16 protein-coding genes and 1 riboswitch are annotated in these 23,648 nt (G+C 69.6%); of the genes, 11 read left to right on the top strand and 5 right to left on the bottom strand.

Annotation, left to right across the window (positions count from 1 at the left end; all coding sequences use genetic code 11):
• Nucleotides 1-126: 126 nt before the first annotated feature.
• A complete protein-coding gene (locus BLP83_RS10410) occupies nt 127-2,613 on the top strand; it encodes a DNA topoisomerase I (protein WP_091242279.1) in 2,487 nt (828 codons plus the stop codon).
• A 100-nt stretch (nt 2,614-2,713) separates the two neighbouring features.
• Here BLP83_RS10410 and thiC read toward each other — a convergent pair whose 3' ends face one another.
• Complete coding sequence (gene thiC, locus BLP83_RS10405) at nt 2,714-4,609, bottom strand: phosphomethylpyrimidine synthase ThiC (RefSeq protein ID WP_091242276.1); 1,896 nt, start codon at nt 4,607-4,609, stop codon at nt 2,714-2,716.
• 78 nt (nt 4,610-4,687) lie between these two features.
• Nucleotides 4,688-4,784: riboswitch (TPP riboswitch) on the bottom strand.
• A 68-nt stretch (nt 4,785-4,852) separates the two neighbouring features.
• On the bottom strand, nt 4,853-6,709 hold the full coding sequence (locus tag BLP83_RS18320) for a hypothetical protein (protein WP_143006642.1): 1,857 nt from the start codon (nt 6,707-6,709) through the stop codon (nt 4,853-4,855).
• A 330-nt stretch (nt 6,710-7,039) separates the two neighbouring features.
• Between BLP83_RS18320 and BLP83_RS18315 the strand changes: the two genes are divergently transcribed.
• The 3 genes from BLP83_RS18315 (at nt 7,040) to BLP83_RS10390 (ending at nt 9,054) form a co-directional block, all read left to right on the top strand.
• Complete coding sequence (locus BLP83_RS18315; RefSeq protein WP_143006641.1) at nt 7,040-7,642, top strand: YkvA family protein; 603 nt, start codon at nt 7,040-7,042, stop codon at nt 7,640-7,642.
• A 41-nt stretch (nt 7,643-7,683) separates the two neighbouring features.
• Nucleotides 7,684-8,085, top strand: coding sequence for a hotdog fold thioesterase (locus BLP83_RS10395; protein WP_091242273.1), 402 nt, complete (start codon nt 7,684-7,686; stop codon nt 8,083-8,085).
• A 126-nt stretch (nt 8,086-8,211) separates the two neighbouring features.
• A complete protein-coding gene (locus BLP83_RS10390) occupies nt 8,212-9,054 on the top strand; it encodes a pirin family protein (protein WP_091242269.1) in 843 nt (280 codons plus the stop codon).
• 421 nt (nt 9,055-9,475) lie between these two features.
• On the opposite strand, the gene BLP83_RS18310 is transcribed toward BLP83_RS10390, so the two are convergent.
• Together BLP83_RS18310 and BLP83_RS10370 are read right to left on the bottom strand one after the other, a co-directional pair.
• Nucleotides 9,476-10,681, bottom strand: a complete 1,206-nt coding sequence (locus BLP83_RS18310; RefSeq protein ID WP_176764124.1) for a magnesium transporter — start codon at nt 10,679-10,681, stop codon at nt 9,476-9,478.
• A 52-nt stretch (nt 10,682-10,733) separates the two neighbouring features.
• Nucleotides 10,734-13,754, bottom strand: coding sequence for a ligand-binding sensor domain-containing diguanylate cyclase (locus tag BLP83_RS10370; RefSeq protein ID WP_176764123.1), 3,021 nt, complete (start codon nt 13,752-13,754; stop codon nt 10,734-10,736).
• A gap of 151 nt (nt 13,755-13,905) precedes the next feature.
• Between BLP83_RS10370 and BLP83_RS10365 the strand changes: the two genes are divergently transcribed.
• A complete protein-coding gene (locus BLP83_RS10365; RefSeq protein ID WP_091242529.1) occupies nt 13,906-14,733 on the top strand; it encodes an alpha/beta fold hydrolase in 828 nt (275 codons plus the stop codon).
• A gap of 32 nt (nt 14,734-14,765) precedes the next feature.
• Here BLP83_RS10365 and BLP83_RS10360 read toward each other — a convergent pair whose 3' ends face one another.
• Nucleotides 14,766-16,901 carry a sensor domain-containing protein gene (locus tag BLP83_RS10360; protein ID WP_091242258.1) on the bottom strand — a complete coding sequence of 712 codons (2,136 nt, stop codon included), beginning with the start codon at nt 16,899-16,901 and terminating at the stop codon, nt 14,766-14,768.
• A gap of 226 nt (nt 16,902-17,127) precedes the next feature.
• Between BLP83_RS10360 and hemW the strand changes: the two genes are divergently transcribed.
• The 6 genes from hemW (at nt 17,128) to BLP83_RS10330 (ending at nt 23,644) form a co-directional block, all read left to right on the top strand.
• Nucleotides 17,128-18,291, top strand: coding sequence for a radical SAM family heme chaperone HemW (gene hemW, locus BLP83_RS10355; RefSeq protein WP_176764122.1), 1,164 nt, complete (start codon nt 17,128-17,130; stop codon nt 18,289-18,291).
• Nucleotides 18,292-18,415: 124 nt separating this feature from the next.
• Nucleotides 18,416-18,598 carry a CPXCG motif-containing cysteine-rich protein gene (locus tag BLP83_RS10350; RefSeq protein ID WP_091242254.1) on the top strand — a complete coding sequence of 61 codons (183 nt, stop codon included), beginning with the start codon at nt 18,416-18,418 and terminating at the stop codon, nt 18,596-18,598.
• A 96-nt stretch (nt 18,599-18,694) separates the two neighbouring features.
• Nucleotides 18,695-20,755, top strand: a complete 2,061-nt coding sequence (locus BLP83_RS10345; protein WP_091242251.1) for a DUF7452 domain-containing protein — start codon at nt 18,695-18,697, stop codon at nt 20,753-20,755.
• 73 nt (nt 20,756-20,828) lie between these two features.
• Nucleotides 20,829-22,124: a TolB family protein gene (locus BLP83_RS10340; protein ID WP_091242249.1), complete on the top strand. Its 1,296-nt coding sequence runs from the start codon at nt 20,829-20,831 to the stop codon at nt 22,122-22,124.
• A gap of 89 nt (nt 22,125-22,213) precedes the next feature.
• A complete protein-coding gene (locus BLP83_RS10335) occupies nt 22,214-22,699 on the top strand; it encodes a hypothetical protein (protein ID WP_091242246.1) in 486 nt (161 codons plus the stop codon).
• An 87-nt stretch (nt 22,700-22,786) separates the two neighbouring features.
• Complete coding sequence (locus BLP83_RS10330; RefSeq protein WP_091242243.1) at nt 22,787-23,644, top strand: SPFH domain-containing protein; 858 nt, start codon at nt 22,787-22,789, stop codon at nt 23,642-23,644.
• The last annotated feature ends 4 nt before the right edge of the window (nt 23,645-23,648 follow it).

Genomic DNA, 23,648 nt, shown 5'->3' with positions numbered 1-23,648 from the left:
CGAGACGGCCGCCGGCCGATCACGGCCGCTTCAACCCCTGCGGGTTACCTGCACCACACACTTGAATGACGGGCGCATCGACAGGACGCGGCGCCCGCGTCCTCCTCACGCCTCTGATGGACTGAAATGGCCAAGAACCTGCTTATCGTCGAATCCCCCGCCAAGGCCAAGACGATCAATAAATATCTCGGCAAGGACTTCCAGGTCCTGGCTTCCTACGGCCACGTGCGCGACCTTGTTCCGAAGGAGGGCGCGGTCGATCCCGAGCGCGACTTCGCGATGCGCTACGAGCTGATCGACCGCAACGAACGCCATGTCGACGCGATCGCCAAGGCCGCGAAATCCGCCGATGCCCTGTTTCTCGCGACCGACCCGGACCGCGAGGGCGAAGCGATCAGCTGGCACATCGCCGAGGTGCTGCGTGAACGCGGCCTGCTGAAGGACAAGACCCTGCAGCGCGTGGTGTTCACCGAAATCACCCCACGCGCCATCAAGGAAGCGATGTCGAAGCCGCGCGCGGTCTCGGACAATCTCGTCAACGCCCAGCAGGCGCGGCGCGCCCTCGACTACCTGGTCGGCTTCAACCTCTCACCCGTGCTCTGGCGCAAGGTGCAGCGCGGTCTGTCGGCGGGCCGCGTGCAGAGCCCGGCGCTGCGCATGATCGTCGAGCGCGAAGAGGAGATCGAGGCCTTCGTGCCGCGCGAGTACTGGACCGCCGAGGCCCAGCTCGCCCACGCAGTCACGCCCTTCAACGCCAAGCTGGTCAAGCTCGACGGCAAGAAGGTCGAACAATTCACCCTCACCAATGCCGCCGACGCCGAGGCCGCGCGCGGTCGCCTGGTGCAGGCCGCCGGCAACGCCCTGCACGTCAGTGACGTGCAGAGCCGCGAGCGCAAGCGCCGCCCGGCGCCGCCCTTCATCACCTCGACCCTGCAGCAGGAGGCGGCGCGCAAGCTCGGCTTCTCGACCAGCCGCACCATGCGCGTCGCGCAGAAGCTCTACGAGGGCGTGAGCCTCGGCGAGCAGGGCACGGTCGGCCTGATCAGCTACATGCGTACCGACTCGACCCACCTCTCGCAGGAGGCCGTCGCCGAGCTGCGCGAGGTGATCGCCCGCGAGTTCGGCGCCGACGCGCTGCCGGCGGCGGCCAACGAGTACCGCACCAAATCAAAGAACGCGCAGGAAGCGCATGAAGCCATCCGTCCGACCTCGGCCAAGCTGACGCCGAAGTCGGTGGCCGCCTATCTGAACCCTGACGAACAGAAGCTCTACGAGCTGATCTGGAAGCGCGCCGTCGCCTGCCAGATGGTGCCGGCCACGATGAACACGGTCAGCGTCGAGCTGGCCGCGGGCCGCGACCACGGCTTCCGCGCCACCGGCACCACGGTGATCGATCCGGGCTTCCTTGCGGTCTACGAAGAAGGCACCGACCAGAAGTCGGCGGACGCGGACGATGAAGGTCGCAAGCTGCCGGCGATGAAGCCCGGCGACATCGTGCCGCTGTCGGCGATCGTCATCGACCAGCACTTCACCGAGCCGCCGCCGCGTTTCTCCGAAGCGAGCCTGGTCAAGGCGCTGGAAGAGTTCGGCATCGGCCGGCCTTCGACCTATGCCAGCATCATCCAGACCCTGCTTTCCCGCGAGTACGTGATGCTCGACAACCGCCGCTTCCGGCCGACCGATGTCGGGCGCGCGGTGGCGAAGTTCCTGGCCGGGCATTTCACCCAGTACGTCGACTACGACTTCACCGCCAAGCTCGAGGATGAACTCGATGCGGTGTCGCGCGGCGAGGAAGACTGGCTGCCGCTGATGGAGCGCTTCTGGAAGCCCTTCAAGGCGCTGGTCGAAGACAAGATCGAGACCGTCGACCGCAGCGACGCCAGCGGCTCGCGCGTGCTCGGCAACGATCCCAAGACCGGCCTGCCGGTCAGCGTGCGGCTGGGCCGCTACGGGCCCTTCGCCCAGATCGGCACCAAGGAGGACGCCGACAAGCCCAAGTTCGCCTCGCTGCGCGCCGGCCAGAGCATGCACACCATCACGCTCGAAGAAGCGCTGGAGCTGTTCAAGCTGCCGCGCAATCTCGGCACCCACGAGGGCGAGGAAGTCACGGTCGGCGTCGGCCGCTTCGGGCCTTTCGTCAAGCTGGGCAGCACCTATGCCTCGCTGAAGACCGAGGACGATCCGTACACGATCGAGCTGCCGCGCGCGGTGCAGCTGGTGGCAGAGAAGCTCGAAGCCGCGGCCAACCGTCTGATCAAGAAGTTCGAGGGCAGCCCGATCGAGATCGTCAACGGCCGCTACGGGCCCTACATCACCGACGGCGAGAAGAACGGCAAGATCCCGAAGGATGTCGAGCCAGCCTCGCTGAGCCTCGCGGACTGCGAAGCCATCATGGCGACGGCACCCGCTCGCGGTGCCAAGCGCGGCCGCTTCGGGGCCAAGAAGACGACCGAAAAGGTCGCTGCGGCCAAGGCCCCCGCCGCGGTCAAGAAGGCGCCGGCGAAGAAGGCGGCGGCGAAGAAAACCGCAGCGAAGAAGGCACCGGCGAAGAAAGCGGCCGCCAAGAAGGCGCCGGCGAAGAAAGCCGCAGCCAGTGAGGCGCCACCGTTCTGAGCCTGACGGCGGCGCGCGTCGAAGCGCGCTCCGGCATTCAGGCTGTCTCTTACGCACAGGGCCCGCTTCGCGGGCCCTGTGCGTTTACGGCTGAGGCCGCTTACGCCTTGCGATACACCTCCGCCCCCTGCGCGCGGAATTCCTCGGCCTTCTGCTGCATGCCCTGCTGCAGCGCTTCCTGCTCGCTGATGCCCTGCGCCGCGGCGAAGTCTCGCACGTCCTGGGTGATCTTCATCGAGCAGAAGTTCGGTCCGCACATCGAGCAGAAGTGGGCCTGCTTGTGGGCGTCCTTGGGCAGGGTTTCGTCGTGGAATTCCTGCGCCTTCTCCGGATCGAGACCGAGGTTGAACTGGTCTTCCCAGCGGAACTCGAAGCGCGCCTTGGAGAGCGCGTTGTCGCGCATCTGCGCGGCCGGATGCCCCTTGGCGAGATCGGCCGCGTGGGCCGCGATCTTGTAGGTGATGATGCCGTCACGCACATCCTGCTTGTTGGGCAGTCCGAGGTGCTCCTTGGGCGTGACGTAGCAGAGCATGGCGGTGCCGTACCAGCCGATCATGGCTGCGCCGATCGCGCTGGTGATGTGGTCGTAGCCGGGCGCGATGTCGGTGGTCAGCGGGCCCAGGGTGTAGAAGGGCGCCTCGCCGCATTCGCGCAGCTGCTTGTCCATGTTCTCCTTGATCAGCTGCATCGGCACGTGGCCGGGGCCTTCGATCATGGTCTGCACGTCGTGCTTCCAGGCGATCTTGGTCAGCTCGCCCAAGGTCTCGAGCTCGCCGAACTGGGCGGCGTCATTGGCGTCGGCGATGCTGCCCGGACGCAGGCCGTCGCCCAGCGAGAAGGCCACGTCGTAGGCCTTCATGATTTCGCAGATCTCCTCGAAGTGGGTGTAGAGGAAATTCTCCTTGTGATGCGCCAGGCACCACTTGGCCATGATCGAGCCGCCGCGGCTGACGATGCCGGTGACGCGCTTGGCCGTCCACGGGATGTAGGCCAGGCGCACGCCGGCGTGGATGGTGAAGTAGTCCACGCCCTGCTCGGCCTGCTCGATGAGCGTGTCGCGGAACAGTTCCCAGGTCAGCTCTTCGGCGCGGCCGCCCACCTTCTCCAGCGCCTGGTAGATCGGCACGGTGCCGATCGGCACCGGCGAATTGCGCAGGATCCACTCGCGGGTCTCGTGGATGTGCTTGCCGGTGCTGAGGTCCATCACCGTGTCGGCGCCCCAGCGGATCGACCAGACCATCTTCTCGACTTCCTCGGCGATCGACGAGGTCACCGCGCTGTTGCCGATATTGGCGTTGATCTTCACCAGGAAGTTGCGGCCGATGATCATCGGCTCGCTTTCGGGGTGATTGATGTTGTTGGGCAGGATGGCGCGGCCGCGGGCGATCTCGTCGCGCACGAATTCGGACGTGATCAGGCCGGGCAGCGCGGCACCGAAATCCTGGCCCGCGTGCATGCGTCCGCGCGCCAACCCCTGCGCGCGCACCTGCTCGACCAGGGCCTCGCGGCGCTGGTTCTCGCGGATCGCGACGAACTCCATCTCCGGGGTGATGATGCCGCGCTTGGCGTAGTGCATCTGGCTGACATTGAGGCCGGCCTTGGCGCGGCGCGGCGGCCGCAGGCTGGGAAAGCGCACGCTGTCGAGCTTGCTGTCGTGCAGGCGCTTCAGGCCGTACTGCGAGCTGATGCCCGCCAGCACTTCGGTGTCGCCGCGTTCGGCGATCCAGGCCTCGCGCAGGCGCGGCAGACCGGCGGTGAGCTCAATGCGCGCATCGGCATCGGTATAGGGGCCGGAGGTGTCATAGACGCTCAGCGGGGCGTTCGGCTCGGCGCCGAACAGGGCCGGGGTGTCGGACTGGCGGATCTCGCGCATCGGCACGCGCAGGTCGGGGCGTGAGCCGGTGACGTGGATCTTGCGCGAGCCCGGAATCGGGCGGGTGACATCGGCCGACAGCGCCTCGGCGGCGCGCTGGAAATCTTCGGGCAGGGCGTTCATGCGGCGGTCCTTGGAATCTGAAAGGTCCAAGCGGCGGCGCCGGTGCGAGGCGCGGTGGGCCCGGGTCGGGCCGCCACCGCGCATCGAATCGAAGCTCCCTACGCCGGTGTGAGCCGGATCAGGTTCAAAGGGACTCTCTCAGCCCGGCTGCCGCCGGACACCCCCGCTTGCGGACGGCATTGAAGCATGAAGCGGCGGCGACGGCCATTGCGAACCCGGCGCGCAGGCCGGCCGGGGTTCGCTTCATGGCGATTCGAAGCCATCGGCGAACACGGCGGTCTGCGGCTGCCTCTCCACTGCGCCGATGTCGGTCCAGGCCAGGCTGCCGGCGCGGGTCTGCTGGTTGAAGGGCGCGCCGCGGAAGTCGCTGCCGGTGTCAGCGGGTGAACAGCGGTCGATCAACAGCTCGCTGCGCGGTGCATAGGTCTGTGGATCGAGGTCAAAGGCGGCCGCGGGCAGGGTCGTGAAGCCGCCGAGCGTGGGATCGGCTTCGACCAGGTGTGTGGCGAAGTCGGCGGTGGACTGGAAGAAGCCGCACCAGCCGCGGGTGAAACGTCCTGCGCTGTCGTTGCCGCCGATATTGGCCGGCGCAGGCGTGACGGTGGAGGCGAGGATGCTGGCGTAGGCGGCGGCCGTGCCGGCGTCGTCGAGGCGGAAGAAGCGATCGAGCCCACTGCGCATGATGATCGTGCTGTTCACCAGTCGAACATGGCCGCCGAGGCTGGCGGCGAACAGCGAAGGTCCATTGACGCCACTGGGATCGACCACGCGGTTGTCATCCAGCACGCTGGCCTCGATGCGCATCTGTGCGGTATCGGTGGCGCTGATCAGCGTCGGGAACGCGAGGTTGTCCTGCACCGAGGCGCGCCGCAACAGCAGTCGTGCGCCCGTGCTGGCGCTGAGCAGACGCCCGGACTGCGGCACGCCGGCCACGCTGTCAGGGGCGTTGCCGTGCAGGCTGAGGCGGGGCACGGGATTGAAGAAGCTGCAGCTGACCTGATCGCCCGAGGGCCGCAGCTCAAGCTCCAGGGCGTTGCTGACGCTGAGGCCCAGGGCCCCGCGCCCGGCCTGCTGCAGGATCACCAGGTTCTGCAGGCGGAAGCGGCTCTCGCCCGGCGGTCGCGTCGACGTGCCGATGCGATAGCTGCCGCTCAGGCACAGGCCGGCGTTGAAGCCGCCGTTGCTGCTGATCGCGAGCAGACCCGAGGTGTTGTCGGCCGCACCCAGCACGCGCACGCCTGCGGTGGCCGGCTGGCTGGCGTCGAGCGTCCCGATACCGGCGGCGCAACCTCCCGTCTCGGCGGTGCTCTGGTTGCCGACGATCCAGACCGTCCCGGTCGGCCGAGGCTGCAGCCCGCCGCCGCCTTCGAGGCTGCCGTAGCAGTGGAAGGCCGCGCCGCTGGCGGCCTGGTTGAAGCCGATGAGGGTGTCGCGGACGACGATGCTGCCGTGCCGGCTGACATTGGCGCCACCACCGGGCGGAAAGCCACCGCAGTACAGACCGCCACCGCGGTTGCTGGCGCTGTTGCCGGAGATTTCCGCGCCCTCCACGAGGAACAGATCGACCCGCGCCAGCGGCTCCTCCAGGGTCACCGCGCTGCCGGTGAGGGCCACACCGCCGCCGTCGACCGCGCTGTTGCCGCGGATGCTGGCCCCCAGACCCAGCAGCACCGAGGCCGCACCGCGAATCGCCAGGCCGCCGCCGGTGCTGTTCTCAACCGTGCCCGTGGCGTCACCGCCGGTCAGCACCAGCCGACGCAGCTGGAAGCTGCCCACGCGGCCGTTCAGGCGCAGCTCCAGCACCGGGCGCTGGGCGCCACCGCTGCCATCGAACACGGCGCGATGGGCGTCCTGGGTGGGGTCGCCGGACAGCCCCGCGCTGCAGCTGTCATAGCCGCCCTCCAGGAACACGGCGGTCTGGTTGACCGTCGGGGCGTAGACGATGCCGTTCGGCACCGCGTAGGCGCCCTTGTTGATCAGGACGGAGTGCTGACCCGCCTGACCCTGCAAGGCGAGCAGCGCCGCCTGCAGGCTGGAATGCGTGCAGGCGGCGTCGCTGCCAACCCGGAGCACCAGGGCGAAGGCGGGGGCAGCTGCCATCCCTGCCGACAGCGCGAACAGACAGACGCCGAGGCGGGCCGCGCTCCGGGCGAAAGCGTGATGGGGCCGAGGAAGCGTGAGCATGGTGGACCTCAGTTCGGTGTGCGTCCGCGCGCGATCGCGCGGGCGACACTCACCCACACGCAGGACAGCGGTTGCGGAAGACATCGCTGCTCCAAAGCTGAGGGACACGCGCGAAGACCCAGCCGGGCCGGCGATGACGTTCGTCAATTGACCGCCCCCGGGGGGCTGGCTAGGCTGCGCAGGCTCCGGGGCGTGCGCTCAGCCGGCCCCGACCTCACCGCCGCTCTCCCCTGCCAAGGAACCGCCATGCCCCTCAGCATCACCATCGACCTCAGCGACAAGGACATCGAGCGCTTCCGCGCGGCCCAGGCTTCGGCCGAGGCCAGCGCCAAGTCGGCGGACGAAATCGTCAAGGCCGCGGCGGAGCTGCTGAAGTCGGCCGAGACCGGCGCCCTGCCGGACTTCATCCGCCAGCGCCTCGAAGGCCTGGATTCACTGATCGCAATGCTGAACGACGAAGGCTTCGCCCTGCCGGAGGACGACCGCAAGCATGTGGTCTCGGCCCTGGTCTACTTCGTCAATCCGCAGGACGCGATCCCCGACCACACCCCGGTGCTGGGCTACCTCGACGACGCGATCATGATCGAGCTCTGCCTGCGCCAGCTGCACAACGAGATCGAGGCCTACGAGGACTTCTGCGACTTCCGCCAGCACGAGGCCGAGCGCCGCGGGCTCGATCCTGCCAAGGTCGGCCGCGCCGACTTTCTGGAAGCCCGTCGCGAAGAGCTGCTGAACCGCATCCACCGCCGTCGCGAGCGCGACTACGGCGTGGGCTATGGCGGCAGCAGCGGCTACGGCCGCGCCGGCTACACCCGCAGCTGGCGGCCGAGCCTGATCAAGGTCCGCTGAGTTTGGCGCGGGTTTTTCTGCGTCAAGTCGACGCTGCCGCGATGAACGCCGGCAGCGCCGACACCCTGGTCCAGCACCTCGGCATCGAGGTGCTGGAGGTGGGCGAGGACTTCATCCGCGGCCGCATGCCGGTCGATCACCGCACCCACCAGCCCTTCGGCCTGCTGCACGGCGGCGCCTCGGTTGCACTGGCGGAGACGCTGGGCAGCATGGCGGCCAGCCTCTGCGTCGACCCGGCCACGCAGATGGCAGTCGGACTCGAAATCAATGCCAACCATCTGCGCGCGGTCACCACGGGCTGGGTGATCGGCACCGCCCGGCCGATCCACGTCGGCCGCAGCACCCAGGTCTGGGACATCCGCATCGAAAACGAGACCGGCCAGCCGGTGTGCATCTCGCGCCTGACCATGGCCGTGGTGCCGCGGGCGATGGGCGCGCGCTGAGCGCGGCCGCATCCGTCGCTGCGCGCGAGCGCACCTTCACCACAACGCAGCGTTGCAGCGGCGAGGCTTGAGCGCAGCCGCCGCCCGCAGCATCTTGGCGGCCATCCCACCGGTTCGGAGAGCCCCATGACCCAGCCCCGCCGCGTCACCCGCCTCGTGCGCGGAATGCCCACTTCGGACGGCGCCGGCGTGCGCTTGACCCGGGTGATCGGCATTCCGGAACTGCGCAACCTCGATCCCTTCCTGATGCTGGACCACTTCGGCTCGGAAGAGGCCGCCGACTACATCGCCGGCTTTCCCAACCATCCGCACCGCGGCTTCGAGACCGTCACCTACATGCTCGAAGGGCGCATGCGCCATCGCGACAACCAGGGCAACGAAGGCCTGCTGGTGTCGGGCTCGGTGCAGTGGATGACCGCTGGCCGCGGCCTGGTGCACTCGGAAATGCCCGAGCAGGAGGAGGGGCGCATGTCGGGCTTCCAGCTGTGGATCAACCTGCCGGCGGCGCAGAAGATGTGCGCGCCGCGCTACCAGGACATCGCGCCGGAGCGCATCCCCGAGGTCGAACCGCTGCCCGGCGCTCGCGTGCGCGTGCTGGCCGGCGAGTACGGCGGCGTGCGCGGGCCGGTCGATGCGCAAGCGACCTCGCCGCTGTACCTCGACATCGCCCTGCCGGCAGGCGCCTCGCTCGAAGTGCCGGTGCCGCCGGGGCACACCGCCTTCGCCTACGTCTTCGAAGGCCGCGCCGAACTCGACGGTCAGGCGGTCGGCAGCGATGTGATGGCCCTGCTGTCGGACGGCGATCGCCTGCAGGTGGCGGCAGCGGCGGCGCCGGCGCGCCTGATCCTGGTCGCCGGTCGCCCGCTGCACGAGCCGATCGTGCAGTACGGGCCCTTCGTGATGAATCATCCGCACGAGATCCAGCAGGCCATGCTCGACTACCAGGCGGGCCGCTTCGGGCCGGTGTGAGGCAAGGCGAAGCGTATCGTCCACGCGCCCGGCCAAGGCCTCATGTCGCGGCGGTGGGTCGACACCCACCCGATGGGCGGCGCGAGGCCGGATCCGCTTGCCGACTCTGCGTCTCCGATAGCGAACGCCGCGCGCGTTCTGCGCCTTGCCCAGGGTAGACCCTGGCCCACCACGTGTCTGCGCCTCGCCTCGGACATGCGCTTGAGACTCGCCTCCGAGCGGAAGGGCCCGCCGCCGTCTGGTCGTCCAGCCTTCGCAGACCTTCCAAGGCGCGCGGCAGATCCGCAGACTCCGCGTGCAGATGCGAGCGGCCGAGCAGGCGGTCCAGCGCCTTGATCGGCGCAGGCGAGCGCTCGGCGCCTGGCCATTCTCGGGCCAAGTCGGTCAAGCGCCAGGCCAGGACCCACTGCAGCTGAGGGAGCTACAGCAGCACCAGGCTCGCGAGCCCCAGAAACAAACCCATGCTGAGCACGTCGGTGGCGGTGCTGAGCAGGATGGCCGACGCGGTCGCCGGGTCGGCGCCGGCCTTCTTCAGGGCCAGCGGCGCCATCGCACCGGCGACGCCGGCAAGTGCGCAGCCAATGCTCATCGCGGTGAAGGTGACCCCGGCGAGCAGCAGCGGATCGCCGCCCGGGTTGCGTCCGGCCGCCCAGTACATCGCGCCTGCAGCGAGCGCACCCGTGATGACGCCGTTGGCGAGGCCGAGAAGGGCCTCCTTGCCGGCGAGCTTGAGCGGGCGGATCTGCCGCGTCTCGCCCAGGGTCATCGCCCGCAGGGTGACCGCCAGCGACTGCGCGCCGAGGTTGCCGCACTGCCCGGCCAGCACCGGCAGGAACAGGGCCAGCACCACCAGCTGTTCGATCGCATGCTCGAAGGCGCCGACCACGCCGGCCGCGACGAACACGGTCAGCAGGTTGATCAGCAGCCACGGGTGACGGAATCGGAAGCTGCGCCAGAGCGGCGTGGCGAGGCGCTCCTCGCGCTCGACGCCGACCATGGCGCCGGCCTGGGCCGAGATCTCGAAGGCCTGCTGCTCGAACAACACCGCGCCCGGCACCAGGCCGATCAGCCGACCTTCGCCGTCGCAGACCGGGTAGACCGGGTAGTGCCGGGTCACCACCTCGCGCATGGCCTCTTCCAGCGACATCTCCGGCCGCAGGCTGAAAGGCGCGCGCAGCATGATGTCGGCGAGCGTCTGTTCGGGCCGCGCGAACACCAGTTCGCGGAAGGCCACCACGCCCAGCAGGCGCTGCTGCGCATCGACCACGAAGACGTAGATCACCATACGCCGCTGCACGATCTCGCGCAGGGCTTCGATGGCGGCATCGACGCGCAGCGCGGGCGCGAAGACGGCAGGGGCCGATTCCAGCAGTCGACCCACGCAGCCCTCGGGATAGTCCAGCGCGCGCGCATCCGGCAGGCCGGAGACGCCGGCGGCGCGGATCGCCGCGCGCTGGCCTTCGCTGAGCTGCTCCAGCACCTCGGCGGCCTGGCCGTGGGTGAGGTGCACCAGCGCCTCTGCGGCTTCGGTGGGATCGACCCGGCTCAGCCGGCGGGCGGCGCTGGCGGCATCCAGCAGGCGCAGGCTGGCGGTGTCGACCGCGGGGTTCGGCTCGGCGGGGTTCATGCGGACCTTGGGCGGATGGGCGGACAGCGCGCCGCAGTCTACACAGCGCGCTTCAGCCGATCCGCAGCACGCGCGGCCGCTCAAAGCGCAGGCTGCCCTGCTGGGCCAGTGCGTCCAGCGCTTGGGTTTCGCCGGCCGCCGGCAGCGCCTGCCCGGCCGCGAGTTCAAGCTGGGCGCCCTCGACCCGGTTGCGACCATTGGCCTTGGCACGGTACAGGGCACGGTCGGCCAGTTCCAGTGAGAGCTGCCAGTCGCCGCGACCACCCTGCAGCGGGTGCTCGGCCACGCCGATCGAACAGGTCACGCGCAGGGCCTGTCCGCCAAGCGTCTGGAAGGCGGCCTGGGCGAGGGTGACCCGCAGCTGTTCGGCTTCGGCAAGCGCGTCCTCCAGGCCAAGACCCGGCCAAACCACCAGGAACTCCTCGCCGCCCCAGCGCGAGAGCAGGGCATTCGGTGCCAGCCGCGCGCGCAGCAGGGCGGTCGAGGTGATCAGCACCTGGTCGCCGGCGGCGTGGCCGTAGCGGTCGTTCAGCGCCTTGAAGTGATCGAGGTCGATGAGCATCAGCGCGTAGGACGGCCATTCGGCCAGCAGACGCATGGCGGCGCGGCGGTTGGCGCAGCCGGTCAGGGCGTCGGTGCGGCTTTCCTCAAGCAGCGCGGCATTGGCGCTGCGCAGGCGCTCGTTGGCACGGTCCAAGGCTTCGGTGCGTTCGCGCACCGCCTCGGCGAGCGCGCGGCGCTGGCGTTCGCCGCGCTCCAGGCTGTAGCGCCAGAGCTGGCCGAACAGCAGCAAGAGAGCCAGGGCCGCGCCCAGGTGCACTTGGCGCTGTTCGTGCCAGGCGGGCACCACCGTGATGTCCAACGGCGGCTGGGCACGCTGCCATTCACGGCCGGGGAAGCGGCCCTCCAGCAGGAAGCGGTAGTCGCCCGGCGGCAGGCCGGTGTAGACCGCGCGCAGGCCGTTGGCCTCGGTCCAGCCCCGCTGGTAGCCATCGAGCCGGTAGCGGAACTCGATCTCGTTGGCGTGGCGCAGGCTGACTCCGGCGAACTCGATGGCGAGATCGCGCGGCGGCTCCTCGATGCGCACGCGTTCGGGGAAATCGACTTCGCCGGCGGCGGTTTCGACCGACTCGATGGCGAGGCCCGGCCAGTCGGCCGCCCGCTGGATGCGCTCGGTATCCAGTCGGATCAGACCATTGGTGGTCGGGTAGAACAGCTGGGTACCCAGCCGCGCGCTGCGGGCGTGGCCACCGCCGTTGCAGCAGCCCATGCGCTGGTCACCGCGGGCGCGGTTGACCGCCCGCACCACCACTTCGGCCTGCAGGCCGGCCTCACCGTCGGGGTCGAGCAAGCGTGCCAACGGCAGCCGGTAGGCGCCGTCGTTGGTGCTGATGTAGACGTGGGCGCCAACCAGGTCGGAGGTCCAGCCGTTGGCCGAGGGCAGGCCGTCCGACTGGCCGAAGGCACGCAGCTCGCCGCCGCGGTAGAGGGCGATGCCCTTGTCGAGCGTCGTCAGCAGCAGGCCACCGTCAGGCAGGGTGCGCAGACTGGAGATGAAGCTGCCGTCCACCGGACTGGCCCAGTCCGGGCTGTCCCAGTGGCGTCCACGCAGTCGTCTCAGGCCGCCTTCGGTGCCGACCAGCAGGCTGCCATCGTCCTGCAGCAGCAGGCTGCGTACGCGGGCCTCAGGCGAACCCGAGGGTGCGCCGAAGCGCGACAGAGCGCCCTCCTTCCAGCGCCAAAGGCCGTCCAGGCTGCCGATCCACAGCGCGTCGCCGTCGTCGGCGAAGCTGGTGATCTGCGCGGCGGCCAGCGGTGCAAACGCCGGATCGGACTCGATCCTGCCCGCGCGCAGGCGGGCAAGGCCGGCGCGGGTGCCCAGCCAGATCGCCCCCAGCGGGTCGCGGTGCAGGCTGTAGACGGCCGGATCGGGCAGCGGGTCGCCGCGGGTCACCTGCGCGAAGCCGGTGCCGGGCCGCCAGTGGGCGAAGCCGGCATTGGTGCCGACCCAGAGCCCGCCCGCATCGTCGGCCAGCACGCTCCACAGCAGAGTGTCGTGCAGGCCTTGGCGGCGGCCGATGACACGCAGGGCCGAATCGCTGATGCGCAGCAGGCTTTCGCGCTGGCTGCCCAGCCAGAGGTCGCCCTCGCGATCTTCGAACATCACGTGCAGCCAGGGTCGGGCGACGAAGGCGTCCTCGCCGACTTCTTCCAGCGCCCCATCCGGACGCAGGCGCTGCAAGGATTCGACGCTGGCCGCCCAGAGGTTGCCGTGGCGATCGGCGTGCAGGGTCGGCACCGCCTGGCCGCTGAGCGCCGGGAACAGCCGGTCCCAGGCGCCGTTGCCAAGATCGAAGCGCCAGACGCCATCGCGGCTGCCAAGCACGATGTCGCCCTGCCATACCGCCAGCGCCAACGGCCGGGTGTCGTCCTCGGGCAGCGCAAAGCGGCGCGCCGCGTGGCCGTGTTCGAGCAGGAACAGGGCGCCATCCGCGGCCGCCCAGAGGCGATCGACCGCATCCACCGCCAGGGCCTGCACCGATTCGCCGCCGAGGTATTCGGGCCGGCCGGGGCGACCGGGGCTGCGCAGGCCGTCGACGGTGGCGGCCAGCAGTTGGCCATCCCAGTGCTGCAGAGCGCGCACCGAGGTCGGCGCGGTGGCGATCGGCACCTCTTCGAAGCGCCCCCGTTGCTGGCGCAGCAGGCCCCGCGGCGTGCCGAACCAGACCTCGCCGTCCGGGCCCGCCCGGCTGACATTGGGCATGGTCAGGTCGAGCCCGGTAGTGACCCGATTGAAGGTGTGGAAGCGGCGGCCGTCGAAGCGGGCGATGCCGTTCTGGGTGCCGACCCAGAGATAGCCCTGGCTGTCCTGGGCCAGGGTCAGCACGGTGATCTGCGGCAAGCCGTCCTCGGCGGTCCAGCGCTCCAGCAGGTAGTCGCCGAAGTCGCTGCTGGGGTCGAGCGCTGGCGCGGGTGCAGCCAGCGCCAGGCCGAGCAGCCAACCGCAGGCGCGCAGCCAGCCGGCCGGGCGGGACCCGGCGGGGGAGGTGCGGCAGTGCGGATCGACGGCCATGTCCGCCATCATGCAAGCAGCATTCCCGGTTTGCCGGGCCAGGCCCGGCAAGCGGCTACCATAGACGCCCTTTTGCCAAGGCGTCGCCCGCTTGAAGCTTCCCGACTACCCGTTCCAGCCGCGCCGTTTCGACCGCGGCGACGGCCTCGAAATGAGCTACCTGGACGAGGGCCAGGGCCCGGCCGTGGTCATGGTCCACGGCAATCCGACCTGGTCCTACTACTACCGGCACCTGGTACTGGCCCTGCGCGGCAGCCACCGCTGCATCGTGCCCGACCACATCGGCATGGGCCTGTCCGACAAGCCCGACGACAGCCGCTACCGCTACACGCTGGACAGCCGCATCGATGATCTGGATCGCCTGCTGGCGGCGATCGAGCCCGAACGGTCGGTCACCCTGGTGCTGCACGACTGGGGCGGCCTGATCGGCCTGGGCTGGGCCCTGCGCCATCCAGAGCGGGTCGCGCGGCTGGTGCTGCTCAACACCGCCGGCTTCACCATGCCGGCGGACAAACGCCTGCCCGGCCTGCTCAAGCTGGGCCGCGACTCCAGGCTGGGTGCGCTGCTGATCCGCGGCTTCAATGCCTTCTCGGCCGGCGCGACCCGGCTGGCGGTGAAGAAGCCAATGCCGGCGGACGAGCGCCGTGCCTTCACCGCGCCCTATGACAGCTGGGCCCACCGCATCGCCACCCTGCGCTTCGTGCAGGACATCCCGCTTGGCGCCGGCGACCCGGCCTGGAACACCGTGGCCGAGATCGGCCGTCGCCTGCCCGAGTTCGCGGACCGCCCCGCCCTGCTGCTGTGGGGCATGCAGGACTTCGTCTTCGATCACACCTGCCTGCGCGAATTCCGCCGCGCGCTGCCCCGTGCCGAAGCCCGCGAGTACGCCGAGGCCGGCCACTACGTGCTGGAGGACGCACGCGCCGAGGTGCTGGACGAGGTGCAGGCCTTCTTCAGGGCGCATCCGGTCGCGGGCTGAGTCGGCGTCGCCGGCTGGGTCCAGGCGCGGTTTCAATCGCCGCCGAGCTGGACCCGGCCACCGCCCGCGTCCTTGGCGCGGTACATGGCGCGGTCGGCGCGGCGCAGGATCTCGTCCGCGCTGGCGCCGGGGTCATCGAGCATGACCACGCCGACGCTGACGTCGAGCCGCACCTCGGCGCCGCCCAAGCGATAGCCGGGGGCGATGGTTTCGACCAGGCGTTCGGCCAGATGCGCGGCCGCCGCGGGCTCGTGGACATCGGCCAGCAGCACCACGAACTCGTCGCCGCCGAAACGGGCGACCACGTTGCCGTGGCCGCCCTGCAGGCCGATGTCGTCGGCGCGCAGGGCCGCGCGCATGCGCAGGGCCGCCTTGCGCAGCAGGTCATCGCCGGCATCGTGGCCGTAGCTGTCGTTGATCTGCTTGAAGCGGTCGAAGTCGACGAACAGCAGGGCGGCGCCAGCGCGCTGGCCGGCACGCAGCTCGCGCAGCACCTGCTGCAGGCGCTGCAGCAGCAGACCGCGGTTGGGCAGGCCGGTCAGCTCGTCGGTCAGCGCGGCGCGCTGCAGCTGCTGTTCGAACTGGCGCCGCTCGGACAGGTCCTGCACCACCGACCAGACCTGCTCGGCGCCGTCCGGCTGGGTGATGCGGATGCCCGACAGCAGCACCGGCAGGCGGCGCCCGCTCGCATGCAGGAACTCCTTCTCGTAGGGCCCGTAGGCGCCGGTCTGCATCAGGCTGCGCAGCTGTTCGGCCTCGGCTTCGGCGTAGTCGCGCGGGGTGATGTCCCAATAGCTCGCGGCCAGCAGCTGCGCACGGGAATAACCGAGCATGCGCAGCAGCGCGGCGTTGGCGTCGAGGAAGCGCCCACCGACCAGATCGTTCAACGCCACGCCCAGGGGCGAACGCTCGAACAGACCCTGCAGCAGCACCTGGGTGCGCGCCAGCTCGGCCTCGGTGCGCTTGCGCTGGCTGATTTCGGTATGAGTGCCGTAGACCCGCAGCGGCTGGCCGGCGGCGTCGCGCAGGGCGACCCGCCCGCGCACCAGCACCCACACCCAGTGACCCTCGCGATGGCGCAGGCGCAGCTCGCATTCGTAATGTTCGCCGCGGCCGCTGAAATGTGCCTGGGCGGCGGCATCCACGATCGCGATGTCATCCGGGTGCAGGCGCGGCAGGATGCGCTCGATGCTGAGCGGCTGCAGCGCATCCACCGTCTCGCCGATGATCTCGGCCCAGCGCGCGTCGACCTGCAGGGCGCCGCTGTCGACCTGCCACTCCCAGACGCCGGCGCGCGTGCTTTCAAGGCTGGCCAGCAGGCGTTCGCGCTCGGCATGCATCTGCGCCTGCACGGCTTTCTGCGCGGTGAGATTGATGAAGCTGTTGACCACCGAGCGCTCGCCGCTGTCGTGGTCGGTCATCAGCTCGGTGTTGACCTCGATCCAGCGGCGCTCGCCGCCGGGCAGACGGATGCCCATGACGTCGCCGCGCACGGCCACGCCGTCGCGCAGAACGCGCATGCCGGGATGCTCGCTGCCCGGGTAGGCGCTGCCGTCCTCGCGGATCGCGTCCCAGTCGCCACTCTCCGAGCTGGCGGACAGCAGCTGGGCGCGGCTGCGGCCCAACAGGCGCTCGGCCTCGGCATTGCAGTCGACGATCCGACCCGAAGCGTCCTGCACCACGATGCCGGCGATGGTCGAGTCGATCAGTCGACGCAGCCGGCGCCGCTCGCGCACCTGCGCACTGACGTCATGCAGCACCAGGGCGAAGCCGGCGGCGGCGGCGCCGTGCTCGCGCAGCGGCTGCAGGTCGGCCTCCAGCCACAGGCGCCGGCCATCCGGCGTGCGCACCGACAGCGTGGTGTGGGTGGCGGCCTGCTGCTGCAGGGCCATGCGCAACAGGGCGGTGTCATCCGGCTCGTCGGCCGGCGCGCCCGGCGCCAGAACAGACATCAGGGGCTGGCCCAGCCAGGCATCGCCCGCGCACAGGCCCAGCCCATCAAAAGCCGGATTGGCCCAGAGCAGACGACTGTCCTGGTCCAGCAGCGCCAGCGCCGTGCGGGTGGAATGGGCGAACAGGCGCAGCATTCCGCGACCGAGCGTGCCGGCGTCGAACTGCGGCGGCAGTTCCAAGGTGCGCCCCGAGCGCAGCGTGGTGTTCGCGTCCAAGCCCCCGACCCCCTCAATGGCCTGCAGGCAGCGCACGGCGCACCCGCATGGCCGTCCCAGCCTGCGGCGCGACGCCGCAAACCCGGCAGCGCGTGCAAGTTCCAGGCCGCCGCTTCACGTCGGCGGCGGCGCCTTGTACCCACAGGCGCGCAAAGACGCAGCGAAGCCGGCCCGGGCGCCCTGTGCGGCGCCCAACCGCGCTGGCATGCTGGGCGGCCGTCCGACGATGCCAACGCCCGTGCTCAGCCTGCCGCCGCTCGCGCTCTACATCCACATCCCCTGGTGCGTGCGCAAATGCCCCTACTGCGACTTCAACTCTCACCGCGTGCCCGAGGCGCTGCCGGTGGTCGACTACGTGCGCGCCCTGCTGGCCGACCTCGACCAGGAGCTGCCGCAGGTCTGGGGTCGGCCGGTGTCGAGCATCTTCTTCGGCGGCGGCACGCCCAGCCTGTTTCCGGGGGCCGCGATCGGCGAGATTCTTGAGGGCGTCGCCGCCCGCCTGCGGCTGATGCCGGGGCTCGAAGTCACGCTCGAAACCAACCCCGGCACCGCCGAGTTCGACCGCTTCGAGGCCTACCGTGCGGCCGGCGTGAATCGCATCAGCTTCGGCGTGCAGAGCTTCGACAACGCCCGCCTCGCCGCGCTCGGCCGCATCCACGACAGCGGCCAGGCCAAGCGCGCTTTCGAGCTCGCCCGCGCCGCCGGCTTCGACAACATCAACCTGGACCTGATGTACGCCCTGCCCGGGCAGACGCTCGACGGCGCGCTGTCGGACCTGGAGCAGGCCATCGCGCTCGCGCCCGAGCACCTGAGCCACTACCACCTCACGCTGGAGCCCAACACCCTGTTCGCCGCCAAGCCGCCACCGGGCCTGCCCGACGAGGACAGCGCCTGGGACATGCAGGCGGCCTGCCAGCAGCGCCTGGCCGAAGCCGGCTACGCGCAGTACGAGATCTCGGCCTACGCGCGGCCCGGCCGCCGCAGCCAGCACAACCTCAACTACTGGCAGTTCGGCGACTACCTGGGCATCGGCGCCGGCGCCCACGGCAAGATCACCCTGCCCGCCGAAGACGCCATCCTGCGGCGCTGGAAGCTGAAGCATCCGCAGGCCTACCTGGACGCCGCCGCCGGGCCGGCACGCATCGGCGGCGAGCAGCACATCGGCGCCAGTGACCTGCCCTTCGAGTTCATGCTGAACGCGCTGCGCCTGCTCGAAGGCAGCAGCCTCTCGACTTTCGAGGCTCGCACCGGCCTGCCGCGCAGCGCGCTCGATGCCGCCTTCGCCCAGGCGCAGGCGCGCGGCTGGCTGGACACCGACGGCGAGCGTTTCCGCGCCTCGGCGCTGGGGCAGCAGTACCAGAACGACTTGATCGGGCTTTTTCTGGCTTGAAGCGGGGAATCGTGAGCTGGGAATCGGCAATCGTCAGAAGCGCAGCTTCACCGCGCGCTTCGTCTGCGCGCGCTTCACACCGCCGGCTTCCACCATTCCCGATTCCCGATTCCCGGCTCCCAACATGCTCACCGAACGCCATATCCACTGCCCCTGGTGCGGCGAGGGCTTCGATGCCTTCGTCGATCTGTCCTACGGCGAGTCCGAGTACACCGAGGACTGCCCGGTCTGCTGCCGCCCGATCAGCCTGAGCCTGCGACTGGATGACGAGGGCGAACTCGAGGACCTCGGCGTCGACCGCGAGTAGCGTCGAGCTGTCCTTTGCCGGCGCCGGACTTCGTATTGCAGGGTCACAGGTCGGCAACAGGCCGACCGTGTGCCCTGTCCTCACGGAGCTGCACGCATGTCCGCCTCGCGTTCGTCCGCCCTCGCCCTTCTCACCGTACTGCTGGGTGGCCTCCCGGTTGCCCACGCCGGCTCTTTCGTATTGACCTGGCCCGGCAGCGGCGCCTGCGCGGGCTCCCTGCAGGCCTGTGTCGACAGTGCGCCGGCCGATGCCATTCTGGATCTCGTTCCCGGCGTCGCGATCGACGAGAACATCAGCATCGGACGCAGCCTCACGCTGCGCGGCCGCAGCGCCTCGCGCGTCCAGTTCGCCGATGGCCGAAGGATCACCGCCAGCAGCAGCGGCAGCGCCGACCTTGTGCTGCGCCTGCAGGACTTCGGCATGCAGAACGGTCGCATCCAGGTGAACCATGCCAGCAGCGGTCGCGCGCAGATCGAAGTCAGCGGCCTGCGCATGCGCGCCAGCCTCGCCACGGCGCACAGCGGCATCATCGTTGACCTCGGCTCCTCGGCCAGCACCGAGGTGCATGAGGTTCGCGTGGTGAACAATGACCTGGAACTGGTCGCCCCCAGCCTGTTCGATGCGGGCGTCCAGCTGTCCCTGTTCGGCAGCGGTCGGCGCGCGCGGATCGAGGTGAGCCACAACCGCATTCGGGCCGGCGCCCAGGGCCAGGGCCAGGGCGTGTTCGTCGACATCGCCGGCGGCGCCGATGCCGACGTGATCGCCCACGCCAACGAGATCCAGGGCCTGTTCGCGCGCGCGCTGCGGATCAGCGAGGGTCGCTTCAGCAGTACGGCTTCGACCATTCGCGCCGACGTCGTCAGCAATGCCCTGGTCGGCGGAGGAAACTTCACCGGCGGCGGTCTCGACGTGGTCACCAACAACGGCAGCATCGAGCTGGAGGCGATCAACAACACCATCGTCTTCGGCAGCGGCCTGGTGCTGAGCCACTGGGGTGGCTCGGGCGGTACGCCGGTCGGGCAGGTGACGGGCGGCATCTTCAACAACCTGATCGCCAATACCCGGTTTGGCTTGCAGAACACGCCCAGCGCGGGCGGCAATGCCACCGCCGACTGGAACCTCAAATGGCAGAACAACCCGGCCGGCGCACACACCCCCGGTGCCAACGATCTCAGCGTCGATCCGCAGCTGCGCTCGATGCTGGCGCCACGGCTGAGTGCGACCTCGCCGGCACGCGACGCCGGCAACGGCTTCGCCCTGCTGCGGGTGCCTGCTTCAGTGCAGAGCCATGACGCCGACGGCCTGCGCCGGTTCGTCAACGCCGTGGATATCGGAGCCTTCGAATTCGGGCATCGCGCACTGCAGCGGCGCAAGACCACGAGCGCGGCCAGCCCGCAGTTTCCGCTCATCGACGCCGAGCTCGACCTCGACAGCAGCCGCCGCATCTTCCTCACCCGCAACTTTGGCGCGGGCCCGGTGACCAACAATGCACCCGTCGGCGTGAGCTTCTTCGACCAGTGGTTCATCACCAATCTGGGCGGCCAGAACATGGCCCAAGGCGTCGCCTTCAACCTGTTCGCGCCGATCGGCACCAGCACCAACGGCGTGTTCCAGCACCTGGCCAGCGGCAGCAACACGCTGGACGGCAGCAGCCTCATCGACTGGAGCCCGATCAACGGCCAGCCCGAGCGCATCGTTCTGGCGACCCAGGCCACGCCCTTCGGCACACCCTTCCACCCCGGCCCGGTGGTGCTGTCCTATGTCGGCAGCCGCTGGAACCTGGTCACCGCCGACGGCAGCAACTTGGTCACAAACACGCGCTGGAACCTCTACTCGCAGCTGCCCAGCCCGCAGGCCTTCGTGCACGAGGTGCGTGCCGACAACCGCAACGGCAGTTCCGGCAGCCTGATCGGGCATCCACGCCTCGACGGTGTCGCCTGCGCGCAGATCCAGGTGATGCCGCTGGCCGGCAGCAGCGCGGCCGGCTCCATCGTCGACGTCGAGTACCTGCCCACGCTCGGCCGCCACCAGCTGTTCTCGAACACCGGTGCGCTGCCGCTGGGCGCGCGCTTCCACGTGCTGATCCTGCCCGAGCAGATCGAGGACTGCGCCGGCGGCGCGCTGTTCCGCGATGGCTTCGAGGGCACGGCCTTCTGAGCGGTGACACGCGGTCGCGCGACTTCTCGTCAGGCGCGGTGACAGGGCCGCTTCGCGCCCGGGAGTCCACCCCATGAGCATGTTCCGCAAGCCCTCGCAGCACCTGCTGCTCTCGCTAATGCTGGCGGCCGGCGCGCCGCTGGCGTTCGCCGGCGACCTCGGTCTGTTCCGCATCACCGGCAGCAGCGGCAATCAGGCCAATGGCGACGTCCAGCATCCCGCCGTGCATGACGGGGCGCTGCTGGTCGCCTACTCGACCAGTGCCCGCAATCTCGGGCTCGATCATCAGACCGGCGCGGCACAGATCTATGTGCAGGACGCCGTCACCGATGCGCTGGAGCTGATCAGCGCGGCGCCCAACGGCCTCGGCAGCAACGGCAACGCGGTGCATCCGGCCTTCAGCGGCAATGCCCGCTTCGTCGCCTTCAGCAGTTTCGCCAGCAACATCCTGGGCATCGATCAGCCGCAGTTCCTGACCCTCTACCTTCGTGATCGCGTCAGCCAAACCACGCGCCGCGTCTCCAACGGACTGAACGGGCTGATCAACGGCCAGGCACGCTATCCGACCGTGTCGGATGACGGCCGCTACGTCGCCTACTACAGCCAGGCCAGCAACCAGCTGCCGAACGACACCAACGGTCAAAGCGATCTGCTGCTGACCGACATGAACACCGGCACCACCGAACGGCTGTCGCTGAGCAATGCCGGGGGACAGGTGGCCGAGGGCGCGCAGGAGAGCTGGATGCCCAGCCTCAGTGGCGATGCGCGCTACGCAGTGTTCAGCGCGCGCGGCAACCTGACATCGATACCGGACAACACCGCCTTCCAGATTCACCTGCGCGATCGCCAAGCACAGACCACCGCCCTGCTCAGCCTCAACGCCCAGGGCCAGGCCGGCAACAGCAGCAGCGACCAGCCCAGCCTCTCGCGCAACGGCCGCTATGTGGCCTTCCGCAGCTTTGCCACCAACCTGGTCGGCGGCGCGCACAGCGGTCTGTTCCGTCTGGACCGCAGCAGCGGACAGCTGCTTGCCCTTCCGACGCCACCGAACAGCTTCGCCTGCAGTCTGCCGACGGTGTCGAACCGGGGCGATGTCAGCTTCCTCTGCTCGGACAGCCCCGGCAGCGGCCGCCAGGTCTGGCTGTTCCGCGCGCCCTCCAGTCTGTTCCTGCTCAGCGGCAGCACCGCGGGCGGAGTGAGCAACGGCGTTGCCGAGAGCTGGCACGCAATGGGCGAGAACGGCGTGCTGATGGCCTACGCCTCGAATGCCAGCACGATCGTGAGTGGCGACACCAACGCCCTCACCGACACCTTCGTGGTGGCCGATGTGGGTCGTCTGGGCCAGCTCTTCTCGGACGGCTTCGAGTGAAACCATGGCGCGTGGCATGTCCGCCTTCCTGCGCAACGCGCGTATCCCGTGCAGGGCCCGATCCGTGGGTCCGTCACGGAGCGCTGGAGATGCGAACACACCCCTTCCCCGGCCTGCTGCTCGGCCTCGTTGCCAGCGCCAGCTGCCTGGGCTTCGAGCCCGCTGAAGACATGCAGAGCGCGGAAGAGCGCGCCACCGAGACGGCGCCCGGCGTCTGGCACGGGCAGTGGACGCTGCGGCGCGCGCATCCGGCACTGCGCACGCTGGGCGCTTCGACGGCCTTGAACATCGAGGTTTGGCACAGCGTGGGCGCGCCGACCGCCAGCGTGCAATGGTCGACCGGCCCCGCGATCTGTCCACGGATCGAAGACGAAGCCTGCGAATGGGTCGGCGCCTACGGCAGCAGCGAGGGCGCGGTGATCGACGATCGCCTGTATTTCGCCCTGCCGCTGTCGGCCGACAGCGAAGACCCGCTGTTCCTGCACCTTCCCCGGCCCGGCGCCGGGCGTGGCGCCGCAGTCAATGCCAAGGGCGGGATCGCGTTCGCGCTCGAAGCCGAGCCCAGCCGCCCCTGAGCCTCGGTCTGTCGAGCTTCGCCCGCGCGCCGCTTGCGCGAACTGATATCACATTGATATCGTCCTCCCGCACCCAAGGAGGACGCCATGAAAGAACAGCCGCTCGGTTCACTGCCCGGTATTCCCACCGCCCTGGCGCTCTTGGCCGGGATGATCGCCCTCGTGCTGCTGTTCATCGCCGGCGTCCGCGCAGGCCCGGCCCTGATCGTGCTGGGCCTCGGCTTCACCACGCTCGGCTTCTGCCTGCTCGGCCTGTACATGGTCGAACCCAACCAGGCCGCGGTGCTGAGCCTGTTCGGCCGCTACGTCGGCACGGTCAAGGACACCGGCCTGCGCTGGAACAATCCCTTCTTCGCCAAACGCCATGTGTCCCTGCGCGTACGCAACTTCGAGAGCGGCAAGCTCAAGGTCAACGAACTGGAAGGCAGCCCGATCGAGATCGCCTCGGTCATCGTCTGGAAGGTGGTCGACTCCGCCGAGGCGGTGTTCAACGTCGATGACTACGAGAGCTTCGTCCACATCCAGTCGGAGTCGGCGCTGCGGGCGATGGCCAGCAGCTATCCCTACGAGCCGCACAACGACGGCGACATCGCCCTGCGCAGCCATGCCGCGGAAGTGTCCAAGCACCTGACCGAGGAGATCCAGGCGCGGCTCGAGCAGGCCGGCGTGGAGGTGCTGGAGGCGCGCATCAGCCATCTCGCCTACTCGCCCGAAATCGCCCAGGCCATGCTGCAGCGCCAGCAGGCCAATGCCGTGATCGCCGCGCGCACGCGCATCGTCGAGGGCGCGGTCAGCATGGTCGAAATGGCGCTGGACAAGCTGGCCGAGCGCAAGGTCGTGGAACTCGACGACGAGCGCCGCGCGGCCATGGTCAGCAACCTGCTGGTCGTGCTCTGCGGCGACCGCGGCCCGCAGCCGGTGCTGAACTCCGGCAGCCTGTACTGAGCGC

Source organism: Aquimonas voraii, from assembly GCF_900101825.1.
Taxonomy (GTDB): Bacteria; Pseudomonadota; Gammaproteobacteria; order Xanthomonadales; family Xanthomonadaceae; genus Aquimonas; species Aquimonas voraii.
This window is presented reverse-complemented; position numbering and strand designations above follow the sequence as displayed.